General features: G+C 71.5%; 11 protein-coding genes. 1 reads left to right on the top strand and 10 read right to left on the bottom strand.

What is annotated here, in order from left to right; all coding sequences use genetic code 11:
• Positions 1 to 159 precede the first annotated feature (159 nt).
• From VF092_27390 to VF092_27415, 6 genes are all read right to left on the bottom strand, one after another.
• Entirely contained in the window at positions 160 to 1,596 is a 1,437-nt protein-coding gene (locus tag VF092_27390; GenBank protein ID HEX6751044.1) for a M56 family metallopeptidase, read from the bottom strand.
• A gap of 72 nt (positions 1,597 to 1,668) precedes the next feature.
• Entirely contained in the window at positions 1,669 to 1,848 is a 180-nt protein-coding gene (locus VF092_27395) for a hypothetical protein (protein ID HEX6751045.1), read from the bottom strand.
• The gene (locus VF092_27400; protein ID HEX6751046.1) at positions 1,845 to 2,231 is read right to left on the bottom strand and encodes a BlaI/MecI/CopY family transcriptional regulator; all 387 of its coding nucleotides are present in this window, start codon (positions 2,229 to 2,231) and stop codon (positions 1,845 to 1,847) included. The genes VF092_27395 and VF092_27400 overlap by 4 nt, the downstream gene beginning before the upstream one ends.
• Before the next feature lie 301 nt (positions 2,232 to 2,532).
• Positions 2,533 to 2,967 carry a GNAT family N-acetyltransferase gene (locus VF092_27405; GenBank protein ID HEX6751047.1) on the bottom strand — a complete coding sequence of 145 codons (435 nt, stop codon included), beginning with the start codon at positions 2,965 to 2,967 and terminating at the stop codon, positions 2,533 to 2,535.
• A gap of 64 nt (positions 2,968 to 3,031) precedes the next feature.
• On the bottom strand, positions 3,032 to 3,850 hold the full coding sequence (locus VF092_27410) for an AAC(3) family N-acetyltransferase (GenBank protein HEX6751048.1): 819 nt from the start codon (positions 3,848 to 3,850) through the stop codon (positions 3,032 to 3,034).
• A gap of 263 nt (positions 3,851 to 4,113) precedes the next feature.
• Positions 4,114 to 5,001 (bottom strand): helix-turn-helix domain-containing GNAT family N-acetyltransferase, encoded by an 888-nt coding sequence (locus tag VF092_27415; GenBank protein ID HEX6751049.1) that lies wholly within the window; start codon positions 4,999 to 5,001, stop codon positions 4,114 to 4,116.
• A 190-nt stretch (positions 5,002 to 5,191) separates the two neighbouring features.
• On the opposite strand from VF092_27415, the gene VF092_27420 reads away from it, so the two are divergent.
• On the top strand, positions 5,192 to 5,407 hold the full coding sequence (locus tag VF092_27420; GenBank protein HEX6751050.1) for a hypothetical protein: 216 nt from the start codon (positions 5,192 to 5,194) through the stop codon (positions 5,405 to 5,407).
• A gap of 461 nt (positions 5,408 to 5,868) precedes the next feature.
• On the opposite strand, the gene nadB is transcribed toward VF092_27420, so the two are convergent.
• The 4 genes from nadB to lpxB all read right to left on the bottom strand — a co-directional run bounded on the left by nadB (position 5,869) and on the right by lpxB (position 11,250).
• The gene (gene nadB, locus VF092_27425; GenBank protein ID HEX6751051.1) at positions 5,869 to 7,443 is read right to left on the bottom strand and encodes an L-aspartate oxidase; all 1,575 of its coding nucleotides are present in this window, start codon (positions 7,441 to 7,443) and stop codon (positions 5,869 to 5,871) included.
• Positions 7,444 to 7,699: 256 nt separating this feature from the next.
• Positions 7,700 to 8,731, bottom strand: coding sequence for a tetraacyldisaccharide 4'-kinase (gene lpxK / locus VF092_27430; GenBank protein ID HEX6751052.1), 1,032 nt, complete (start codon positions 8,729 to 8,731; stop codon positions 7,700 to 7,702).
• Between the two features lie 445 nt (positions 8,732 to 9,176).
• Entirely contained in the window at positions 9,177 to 9,878 is a 702-nt protein-coding gene (locus VF092_27435) for a lysophospholipid acyltransferase family protein (GenBank protein ID HEX6751053.1), read from the bottom strand.
• Between the two features lie 217 nt (positions 9,879 to 10,095).
• Complete coding sequence (lpxB, locus tag VF092_27440; protein HEX6751054.1) at positions 10,096 to 11,250, bottom strand: lipid-A-disaccharide synthase; 1,155 nt, start codon at positions 11,248 to 11,250, stop codon at positions 10,096 to 10,098.
• Between the last annotated feature and the right edge of the window lie 71 nt (positions 11,251 to 11,321).

An 11,321-nucleotide genomic window follows, 5' to 3' on the forward strand; every position in this document is an offset into this window, starting at 1 on the left:
CATACCGGATTGAGCGAATGGCTGTGCATTCGATTGGATCTGACGAGAACAATCTCACACGGAGGGAACGGAGGAAACGGAGGATTTGCTCATCATCCCTCCGTTTCCTCCTCCGTGTGAGTCATTCTGTTGGGTCTGATTGCACAATCAATCCGCGTATCAGTACGGGAAGAAGCAGTCGTCCAGCCTGTGCCCCGGCCGTGACAGCTCGCGGCGCTCGCACGCGGCCACCCGTCCCATGTTCCGCTCGACCTCGGCGCGCGTGGGCGGCGGGCCGATGACGAGCCGGAGGTTCCGCTCCGCGCCGGCGCGGCGGATCCGCACCGTGTACGCCGTGCCGGGAGCGCGGCTGCCGAAGAGCCACGGCTCGCGCGCGTCGCGCCCGTTCACCGACACCAGCACGTCGCCCGCGCGCACGCCAGCCGCCTCGGCCGGGAAGCCCGGCGTCACCGAGGTCACCGTGGGCAGCACCGTGGGCGGCGGCGAGTTGCGGGTGCGCGGCTCGTCGCCGTAGCGCCAGCCCAGCCCCAGCTTGCCCCTCGCCGGGTCCGGAGCGTTGACCACGAGCCTCCGGGTGTCGTCGAGCGGGAAATCCCCGTACAGGCGGCCTTCGTGGTACCCGAACAACGGCGCGGCGTCGGGCCGCATGTCGATCGGCTCGGGGGCGTCCGGCCCGCCGCGCGACGCCGCGCCGCACGCGGCCGCAACGAGCGCCAGGGCGATGCCGGCGAGCGGCACCGCCCGTCCGAGCCGGTTCCGGGGTGGCTTCATGGTCATGGCCAGGATCCTCCATTCGAGGTGAGACGAGCGGCTGCCCCACGCCACGGCGCCGGCCATCAGGAAGCTTCCGCGGCCGGCGGTGCGCAGCAGCACGCGGCCGTACCGCTCGATGCTCTCGCCCCGCGCCAGCACGCGCGCGTCGCAGTCCGTCTCCACCGCCAGCCGCAGCCGGCGATGCTGCCACCAGAGCGCCGGGCTCCACGGCATCGCCGCCACCGCCAGCGCGGAAAGGACGAGGAGCCAGGGATCGCCCGCGCGCACGTGCTCGCGCTCGTGGCGCACGATCAGCCGCAGCTCGTCCTCCGGCCCGTCCACCGCCCAGCGCGGGAGCACGATCCTCGGCTCGATCACCCCCAGCACCATGGGCCCCGCGTGCCCGGAGACAAAGACGGGCTCGCGGTCCACGCGCCGCGGCTCCAGCGCGCCGCATGCCGCCCGCAGCCGCCGCTGCGTCATCCCCAGCGCGGCGACGATCGCCAGCGACGCCGCCAGCCATCCCGCCAGCACCCCCGCGGGGAGGGACCGCGGCGCCACGTCCGGCGCGGTTTCCTGTGGGGCGGAAGGAAGCGCTGCTACCGGGCCGGCCGCCTGCGGCTGCGGATCGCCGGACGGGGGTGCGGAGGGGAGATGGAACTGCGGCAGCACGCCGGGCGCGGCGAGCGCGACGAGGGGAAGAAGGAGCGAGGCGCCCAGCGCCGCCGCCCAGGCCCAGCGCCGCGGCAGCTGGAACCACGCGGCGATGCGCTCCGCCGCGAGGCCCGCGAGCGACAGGAGCACGCCAGCCGCGGCGGCGCCGAGCATCCATGCGATCGTCATCTGCTTCTCCGTTCGGGTGGGTTCATCGCGAAAATCGACTTCGATTCCGTCGGTGTTTCCTGCTCCCCGCTCCTAACGCTCGGCGAGGATGCCGGGCGGCTGCGGGGGGCCGAGCACCAGGTGAACGTCGAACACCTCGTTGCCGCGGCGGACGCGGAAGTCGTAGGCGGCGCCCGTCCGCTCCACCGCCAGCGCGGCCGTCCCCAGCAGCGCGCCCGCGGCCGCGGCGCCCAGGATCCACGTCGCCGTCATGCGTCCTCCTCTCCTGCCAGGCGGCGGTCCAGAAGCTCCCGCATCCGCTGCAGCTCCTCGGGCGGCAGGTCGCGCTCGCTGACCAGCTGCGCCAGGAGCATGGCCGCCGAGCCGTGGAAGACCTTGTCCACCAGCCGGTTGAGCGCGCTCCCGCCCGCCGTCTCCTGCTGCACCACGGGATAGTAGCGGTACGCGCGGCCCTCCTTCTCGTGGCGCACGTGCCCCTTCTCCTCCAGCGTCTGCAGCGCCCAGAGCACCGTGGTGTACGCCAGCCGGTCCGCCAGCGCCTTGCGCACCTCCGCCACGGTCCCTGACTCCGTGCGCCACAGAATGCTCATCACGTCCAGCTCGCGGTCGGTCAGCTTGGTATCGTCGGGTGGCATCGACTCCTCTCCGCTACGGGTTCTCCCGTAGATTAATCACCCGCCCCTCCGCTGTCAACGGGTTTCCCCGTAGATGAGGGGGGTCATCATCGCCGACTGCCCCGACGGGGCGGCTGAAGCCGCGGCTGGAACATTGGAAAGCCTCGCAAACTGCGCGAGGCTTCAACAGCTTGCCGACGCGGCGGCGGCGTGGGGGTTGCCTGTCGGGTGATCGCCGGACCAACAGCCTGCGCGGCAGGAGCGAGCGCCGCGAACATCCACCGCATCCTCATCCCTCATCTCCCCGTGTAGTCGTCCATGGCTACAGCGCGCGGCGGAAGGTCACGAGCTCGGCCGTTTTCTCGAACCCCAGCGCCAGGTGCGCCGCGATGCTGGCCGCGTTGTCCGCGAGCGTGTCGCTGGCGATCTCGTTGAACCCCGCGGCGCGCGCCCACTCCATCGCCGCGCCGATCAGCGCACGGCCCACGCCGGTACGCCGCGCGTCCTCGTCCACCCACCACCCCTCGACGTACGGCACGGGCGACGTCAGGCAGTCCTCCGCGTAGCCGCGCGTATCGACCTCCACGAACCCCGCCAGCCCGCCCTCCGGCCGCGCCGCCACGAGCGTCGCCACGTCCTTGCGCGCCGCGGCGAAGAAGGCGTCGACCTCCTCCGCGTGGCCGCCGCCGGGCCACAGCAGCTCGCGCATCCGCACCAGCTCGGCGCTGTCGGAGACGATGGCGGGGCGGATGTTCATGGACCGGTTTCTTCGATGATCCGAGAGAGCGGGTGATCCAAGATGAGGATAGCCGGATCGGCCGCTACCCGTCCAGCAGCGGCCCGCCGCGGACGGCATCGTTGCAGCGCTCGCACGCCGGATCGCCGCAGTGGGTGATGGCGGGGTCGGCGCGGATGGCATCCGCAGCAGCGTCGAGCGCCTCGGCGGCGGGGAAGATGCGCCACCGGCTCGCTCCCACCATCGCCTCCACGCCGATCGGAGCCAGCACCGCCGCGAGCCTCGGGAATCCCTCCGAGCATCCCCCCACGCGCACGCGGACGATCTCGCCCGCGGGACCAGCGGCCCAGCGCACGAACATCGCCCGGCCGGCGCGGTGCTCGGCCAGGTGGAGCAGCGTCATCCGCTCGAGGCCCACGCCCATCAGCACCACCGCTCCGCCCGCCGCGGCCAGCGCCTCCAGCGGCGCGTGCGGGTGATGCGCATCCTGTCCGGCCACCAGTGCATGCGCCAGCGGGCCAATGGCCGCGAACGAGTCGAGCGGATGCGCGCCGCGCACGCGTCCCGGCGTCGCCAGCACGGCGGCGGGGATCGCGCCCATGTCCGCGTCGATGTCGTTGATGTCGGGAGTGAAGATCCGCGTCGGGACGGGCCTGGGGGAGGCAGGATTCGCGGGCGGCCAGCCATTGCGCTCGATCACGTCCGGCGGATCGGGCCAGACCTCGAACGCGGCGCCGGAGAAGGTGGGCACCAGCAGCGTACATCCCTCGGCCAGGAACGCATCGACCACGCTGCGCGCGCTGCCCTCGACCCGGCCGAACGAGCGCAGCGACGCGTGCACGCACACCGGTCGCCCGGCCAGTCCGAGCCGACGGATTGCATTCCGCAGCTCTGCTTCCGTCATCGGCTTATCCAGATTTCCAGCCACCCACCGGGCTGTCATCCTGAGGGCGCGGAGCACCGTAGTCGCGTTCGCACGGAAGCCTGCGCGCCCGAAGGATCTAACCTGGGTGGGCTGGATATCTGCCGTGACGAACCGGCATCTCCGTGGGGGCGAGTAGATCCTTCGGTCGGCGCCAAGCGCCTGTGCGGACGAGAGTTCGGTGCGGCGCCTCCCTCAGGATGACACTGGAAGGTGTTCCGGGAGTGCTGATCTACAACCTCTCCTCACGTGAGGTGCTTCTCGAACCAGTGCTGTGCGTACGGGTCGTCGTTGAACGGCGGCACCTCGACGTAGCCGGAGCTCTGGTACAGGCGGATGGCTTCCGTGAGCGCGCCGTTCGTCTCCAGCCGCAGCGTGGCGAGGCCGAGCTCGCGCGCCTGGTCCTCAAGCGCCAGCAGCATCCGCCGCCCGAACCCCATCCCCCGCACCGAGCCGGACACCCACATCCGCTTGACCGACCCCATCGCGTCGCCGATGACCTTTACCGCGCCGCACGCCACCGGCTCGCCGTCGATGCCGGCGACGAGGAACGCGCCGTGGGGCGGCCGCATCTCGCCTTCGTCCGCGGGGATGCTCCGGGCCGGATCGAACCCCGCCTCGAAGCGCGCCGCCAGCTCGGCGAAGTACTGCGCGACGCACCACCGCGCCGCCTCGCTCGCGGGGTCCACCCGCTCGATGCGCGCGCCCGCGGCCCGCAGCAGCGCGTGCACCTCCGCCATCGCCGCGACCAGCCGCTCGCGCTGCACCTCGGATAGCGGCGCGAGGACGGCCTCGGCGGCCTGGTCGGAGCGCACGTCCATCTCCGCCACCTCCGCGCGCCCCGCGGGCGTGAGCCGGGCGCGGCGCACGCGCTCGTCGCCGGGATCGGGCGCCAGCTCGACCAGCCCCTTCGCCGCGAGCGACTGGACGAGGCGGCTGAGGTACCCGGAATCGAGCCCCAGCCGCGCCCGCACGTCGCGGAGATCGGCGCCGCGCTCGCTGATCTCGTACAGCACGCGCGACTCGCCGAGCGGCCGGTCGCGCCCGAGGAAGTGGTCGTCCAGCGCTCCCGCCCGCTGCGTCACCAGCCGGTTGAAGCGCCGAACTTGCGAGATGTGCTCCGACGTGATCATTCTCTGACTTTAGTCAGATAATGACCACACGTCAACGATCTTGATTACGCCCGGCTCGCGAGCGGCGCATTCGCTCCAGGATGGCAATCGCAGGCGAGCGCGTCAGCGAAGCGAGCGGAACAAGCGCCCATCAGTCACCTGAATTATCGTGCGCAGGAATTGGCAATGCGAAAGCAGCTGAAATCATCGCGTGCAGAAAATTGCGTTGCGAAGCAGCCGAATTAATCCACGTGCAGAAATCGCGTTGCGAAAGCAGCTGAATTATCGCGGTGCAGAAAATCGCATTGCGAAACCAGTTGAATTTATCGCGTGCAAGAATCGCGTTGCGGACCAGCTGAATTATCGCGTGCAGGAAATCGTGTTGCGAGACCAGTTGAATTATCGCGTCCAAGAAATCGCATTGTGAGACCAGCTGAATTAATCGCGCGTGCAGAAATCGCGTTACCAGACCAGCTGAATTATCGCATGTGCAGGAATCGCGTTGCGAGACCAGCTGAATTAATCGCGTTCAGAAATCGCGTTACGAATGCAACTGAATCATCGTGTGCAGGAATCCGTTGCGAAGCAGCTGAATTACGATCTGTCACTTGACGAAGAGTCTGAGAATGGTATTATATAGAAGCGTTTAAACGCGTTCGCATAAAGAAAGTACGGCGAGGACGAGTGGGGTTTGGACGCCACTCTCAGTCACGTTCCCGAGCTCCCTCGGCGGGTTTGGACCCCCGTCTCGAGGTTCCCGGCGGGAGAACGGACTGCCTCGCCGTACTTCCTTTTTCCCAAAAAACATACGTCGAATACAGCCGAGTTATTACCTCCAGTGTAATAGATCGGCATTCAACCGTCAACTCTCATCATTGCACCCCGCGCTTACCGCACCACGATCGTGTCCCGCAGCCAGTGCTCGTTGTCGCGGTACGCGTAGTCGGCGGTGAAGTGGAGGCCGCGGGACTCCTTGCGGCGCAGCGCGCAGCGGACCACCAGGTGCGCGCACTGCACCACGTTGCGCAGCTCCACCAGCTCGGGCGTGGGGCGGCTCGCGGCCCACCATCCGCCCACGCGCTCGGTGATCGCACGCAGCCGCGCATCCGCCTCGCCCAGGCGCTCGTCGGAGCGCACGATCCCCACCAGGTCCCACATCAAGCCGCGGATCTCCTCGCGCTCCGCCTCGATCCGCGCCGCGTCCGCATCTTCATCCCCCGACGCGGTTTGCGGAAGCGGCGCGGGCTCCAGCATCCGCGTGGCCGCCAGCTGCGGGCCGATGCGCTCGGCGGCGCGGTGCGCGAAGACGATGGCCTCGAGCAGCGAGTTCGACGCCAGGCGGTTGGCGCCGTGGACGCCGGTGCACGCCGTCTCGCCCGCGGCGTACAGGCCGGGGACCGAGGTGCGGCCGTCGGTGTCGGTCAGCACGCCGCCGCACAGGTAGTGCGCCGCGGGGACCACCGGCAGCGGCTCGCGCAGCATGTCGATCCCCCGCTCCGCCGTCTCGCGCAGGATGTTGGGAAAGCGCTCGCGGATCTCGGCCTGGGGGATGGCCGAGCAGTCCAGCAGCACGTGCGGCGCGCCGGTCGCCTTCATCTCCGCGTCGATGGCGCGCGCCACCACGTCGCGCGGCGCCAGCGACGCCAGCGGGTGGTAGGCGTCCATGAAGGCGGTGCCGTCCAGCCGCCGCAACACCGCGCCCTCGCCGCGCACCGCCTCGCTGATCAGGAAGGTGCGCTCGCGCGCGGGATAGAGCGCCGTGGGGTGGAACTGGATGAACTCCATGTTCGCCACCTTCGCCCCCGCGCGGTACGCCATCGCCACCCCGTCGCCCGTGGCGATCGACGGGTTGGTGGTGTGGCGATAGACCTGGCCGCAGCCGCCCGTCGCCAACATCACCGCCTTCGCCAGGATCGGCGTGGCCGCGCCCGTATCCGCGTCCAGCACCAGCACGCCGCAGCAGCGCTCGCCCAGCGTCCCCGGGTCCGTCGCGGTGAGCAGGTCGACCGCCGCGGTGTTCTCGTGGATGGTGATGTTTTCGGCGGACGCGACCGCGGCGAGCAGCCCGCGCTCGATCTCGCGCCCGGTGAGGTCGGCCGCGCGCACGATGCGGCGGCGCGAGTGCCCGCCCTCGCGCCCCAGCGAGAGCCCGCCCTCGGCCGACTCGCTGAAGCGCACGCCCAGCTCGATCAGCTTGCGCACGCGCGCCGGCCCCTCGCGCACCAGCACGTCCACCGCGTCGGGATGGCAGAGCCCGGCACCGGCGACCAGCGTGTCCTCGCGGTGCAGCGCCGGCGAGTCGTCGGCCCCGAACGCGGCGGCGATCCCGCCCTGCGCCCAGTTGGTCGACGACTCCGGCCGGCTCTTCTTGGTGACGAGGGCGACGGAGCCATACCGCGACGCCTTCAGCGCGAAGAACAGCCCCGCGATCCCGCTCCCCACCACCACCACGTCCGCGCGCATCAACGGCCGCTCCGCCGCAGGTGATCGGATGTCCGCCGCAGGGAGGGGAGGGATGGGGCGAATGAATTCGCGGCAACAACCACACGAAGTCCCCCTGCGGGGACTACCGGCTTCGGAGTGGCCGATGCCCCGGTGCACGAGAACGAGCTTCGATCCGCGAATCGCGGCGAAGCCCGTCGCGCGCTCCGAGCTCGGGGCTGAGCCGAAGCCTGTAGTCCGCGCAGGCGGACTTCGTGTCGTTGTTGCCGCGAATTCATCATTCGCCCCTTTCCATCTTCGACGCCAGCGCCCGCCGCAGCGCCGCGTCCAGCACCTCGCCGCCGGCCTCGATGCGCACCGCCTGCTCCAGCACCAGCACGCTGGCGGGCGGGGAGACGAGGCCGCGCAACTTCACGGCGTCCTTGCGGGTGATGACGATCGGCCGCCCCATCGCGCGCGACACGATGCGCAGCGCGTCGGCCGCCGTGAAGGGGTGGTGATCGGGATACGGCGCCTCGTCGACCTCCGCGCCGGCCTCGCGCAACGCGTCGAAGAACGGCCCGGGCAGCGCCAGCGCCGCCACGGCGAGCACGCCCCGCCCGGCGAGCGAGTCGAGCGGCCGGGGATCGCCGCCGTGCAGCGGCACCAGCCCGTCCGCGGCCAGGTGGCAGACGGCGACCGGCTTCCCCGGCGCGACGAGCGACACCTCGGCGGCGACCTCCTGCGCGCGCGCGGCGCGGGCGGACTTGCGGGTGAGCACGATCACGTCCGCGCGCGCAAGCGCCGTCACGTCCTCGCGCCAGGGCCCGCGCGGGAGGAGGCGCGGCGCGCGATCCCACGTCTCCACCGCGACGAGGACGACGTCCAGGTCGCGCTTCAGCCGCCGGTGCTGGAACGCGTCGTCGAGCACGACGACGTCGCACCCCGCCGCCGCCAGCTCGCGCGCCGCCTCCACGCGCCTCGCCGCCGTCGCGACGGGTACACCGGGGTTCAGCTCGCGGTGCAGGACGGTTTCGTCGCCGCCGTAGCCGCGCAGCGCGATGCCGGGCGTGCGCCCCCATCCTCGCAGCCGTGCGACGAGCCACGCCGCGAACGGCGTCTTCCCCGCCCCGCCGACGCCCACGTTGCCGACGCTGATCACCGGCACGCCGGCCGACTCCACCCCGACGCCGCGGTCGAACCGGCGGTTGCGCGCCGCCACGATCCCGCGAAATGCCCACTCCGCCGGCGCCAGCGCCACGTCGAGCGCCTTCCCTGCCGCGCCGGCCTCTCCCGCCCACCAGCGGGTGACGAAGGAGCGGAGGCTCATCGCTGGAGACCCTCCCCCCGGAGACCCTCCCCCCGCGCCTTAGGGCGCGTACCCCCTCCCGATAACGGGAGGGGGTAACTTCGAGCGCGGCACGCAGGCGACGTCGCGCGGCTTGATTTCGGTGCGACGCGAAGGCCAAGGCTGAATCCCCGCGCCGAGCCCAACCCCGTGCTGAGTTCCCCCCTCCCCTGCGCAGCGGGGGAGGGGCCGGGGGAGGGGGCCCCCTGCGGCCGCACGAGCGTCCACGCATCACGACGCAGCAGACCCCACGCCGAGGTCTCCCCCTCCCCCAGTCGGTTTTGGGGGAGGGGGCCGGGGGGAGAGGGCCACCGCGCGGCGGCCGCTCCGGTCGCTTGGACCCGCGCCGCAGCCTCTCCCCGCGCCGAGGTCTCCCCCTTCTCCTGCAGTTCGGGAGAAGGGGGTCGGGGGGATGAGGGGCAGGCCGTCACGCCCACGGCCGGTCCACGCGCGCCATCAGCCCGCCCAGGCGCCGCTGCACGTCGTCCATGATGGACTGGATCTCGTCCTCCGTCGCGCGGCGGGGGACGAACACGGGCTCGCCGTACGAGATGCGGAGACGGGCGAAGGGATGGGGGATCATGAAGCGGTCCCATCCCCCCACGTACGACGCGCGGCTGGCGCCGGAGACCACGGGGATGATGGGCGCGCCCGTGCGCTGGGCGATGAGGACGGGGCCGGGCTTCATCTTCTCGCGCGGCCCCTTTGGTCCGTCGGGGGTGATGGCCAGCGAGCGGCCGGCGCGCACGTGCTGGATCAGCTCGCGGAGCGCGTCCAGCCCGCCGCGCGTGGTGGAGCCACGCACCGCGGTGAACCCCCAGCGCCGCACCACGCGGGTGATGTACTCGCCGTCGCGATGCTGGCTGATGAGCGTGACCACGCCGTTGTGCCGGTGATAGTGCGTGCACGGCAGCAGCCGCCCGTGCCAGAGCGTGAAGATCACCGGCTTCCCCGCGCGCCAGAACCGGTCGTAGTTCTCCACCCCCTCGCGCTCGTACCGGCACGTCGCCATCAGCGCGTCGAGCGCCGCCCCGCCCAGGCTGGCGATGGCGCGCTCGTGAAGGCGCAGCTCCGTCGTCTGCTCCGACGGGCGGACCTTGGCGGACGCGGTCGGGGGATCGGGGGTCATCGCGGGGAGCCCGCGGCGGTCCGGGCGCGGCCGCCGGCCCCCCCCACCCCCGGCCCCTCCCCCACGAGGGGGGAGGGATGGGGGAGGGGAGAACTCAGCGCACTTTTCGACCTCTGCTCGAGACACCGATGCTTGGGCCCGGAGTCCGCGAAGGCGGACTTCTTGATGTTCCAGCCCCGGGTTTCAACCCGGGGGAGAATGGCGGACACGGGGAGATTCATCGCCCGCGCTCCGGACGGCTGAGCAGCTCCCCCGCGATCTCCGCCACGCGCGCGCTGGCGCCCGGGCCGCCCAGCTTGCCGCGGATCGCGGACAGCCCCTCAACCATCTCCCTGCGCTCGGGCGAGTCGCAGTCGAGCAGCGGCAGGAGCGCGCCGGCGAGCGCGGGCGGCGTTGCCGCGTCCTGCACGAACTCGGGGGCCACGCGCCGCTCCGCGATCAGGTTGGCCAGCGCGATGTGCGGCACCTTCACCACGCGCCGGGCCAGCATGTAGCTCAGTGGCGCCATCCGGTAGACCACCACCATCGGCGTCGCCGCGATGCCGGCCTCGAGCGTGGTCGTCCCGCTCTTCACCAGCGCGGCGGTCGCGTACTGCAGCAGCATCCCCCCCGTGCTCTCCACCAGCGGCCAGAGCGCGCCCTCGTACGCCTCGCGCCCGATCCCCCGCGGCACCCCGATCACCGGCTGCACGCGGGGATTCTTTTCGACGACGAGCGCGGCGGCGTGCGAGAACAGCTCCAGGTGCCGCCGCACCTCCTGCGCGCGCGAGCCGGGGAAGAGGCCGAGGATCGGCCGCGCGGGATCGAGCCCGTTCTTCCGCGCCCACGCGTCGCGCGGGAGCTCGGGCGGGGCGCGGTCGAGCAGAGGGTGGCCGACGAACTTCGCGTTCACGCCGTGGGTGCGCAGGAACGCCTCCTCGAAGGGGAGCACCACCGCCACCTCGTCGGCGTCGCGGGCCAGGTCGCGCACCCGGCTCTTGTGCCACGCCCACACCTGCGGCGCGATGTAGTACAGCACGGGCGTCCCGCGGCCGCGCGCGTGTTTCGCAAGCCGCAGGTTGAAGCCGGGATAGTCGATGGGGATGACGAGGTCGACGCGCTCCGTCTCCAGCGCGGCGTGGACGCGCTTCGTCAGGTCGCGGAAGAAGGGGAGATGGCGGATCACTTCGACGAAGCCCATCACCGCCAGCTGCTCCAGGCGCGCGAGCAGCTCCACCCCCTCGCGCTCCATCCGCGCGCCGCCCAGGCCGATCAGCCGGGCCGACGGGAAGCGCTGACGGAGAGCGCGGGCCAGCGCGGCGCCGTGCAGGTCGCCGCTCTCCTCGCCCGCGGAGATGAAGATCACGGGCGAACGCAGAGAGGGCGCGCTCACCGGCCCGCCTGCGACGTGCGCAGGAGCCAGTAGATCGCGCCCAGGATCACCAGCAGCAGCAGCACCAGGCG

The sequence above is a fragment of the Longimicrobium sp. genome (assembly GCA_036377595.1).
Classification (GTDB): domain Bacteria; phylum Gemmatimonadota; class Gemmatimonadetes; order Longimicrobiales; family Longimicrobiaceae; genus Longimicrobium.

Bases quoted from the DNA above. Each gene is read 5' to 3' on its own strand.
- VF092_27390 (HEX6751044.1), bottom strand. From the start codon at position 1,596: ATGACGATCGCATGGATGCTCGGCGCCGCCGCGGCTGGCGTGCTCCTG.
- VF092_27395 (HEX6751045.1), bottom strand. From the start codon at position 1,848: ATGACGGCGACGTGGATCCTGGGCGCCGCGGCCGCGGGCGCGCTGCTG.
- VF092_27400 (HEX6751046.1), bottom strand. From the start codon at position 2,231: ATGCCACCCGACGATACCAAGCTGACCGACCGCGAGCTGGACGTGATG.
- VF092_27405 (HEX6751047.1), bottom strand. From the start codon at position 2,967: ATGAACATCCGCCCCGCCATCGTCTCCGACAGCGCCGAGCTGGTGCGG.
- VF092_27410 (HEX6751048.1), bottom strand. From the start codon at position 3,850: ATGACGGAAGCAGAGCTGCGGAATGCAATCCGTCGGCTCGGACTGGCC.
- VF092_27415 (HEX6751049.1), bottom strand. From the start codon at position 5,001: ATGATCACGTCGGAGCACATCTCGCAAGTTCGGCGCTTCAACCGGCTG.
- nadB (HEX6751051.1), bottom strand. From the start codon at position 7,443: ATGCGCGCGGACGTGGTGGTGGTGGGGAGCGGGATCGCGGGGCTGTTC.
- lpxK (HEX6751052.1), bottom strand. From the start codon at position 8,731: ATGAGCCTCCGCTCCTTCGTCACCCGCTGGTGGGCGGGAGAGGCCGGC.
- VF092_27435 (HEX6751053.1), bottom strand. From the start codon at position 9,878: ATGACCCCCGATCCCCCGACCGCGTCCGCCAAGGTCCGCCCGTCGGAG.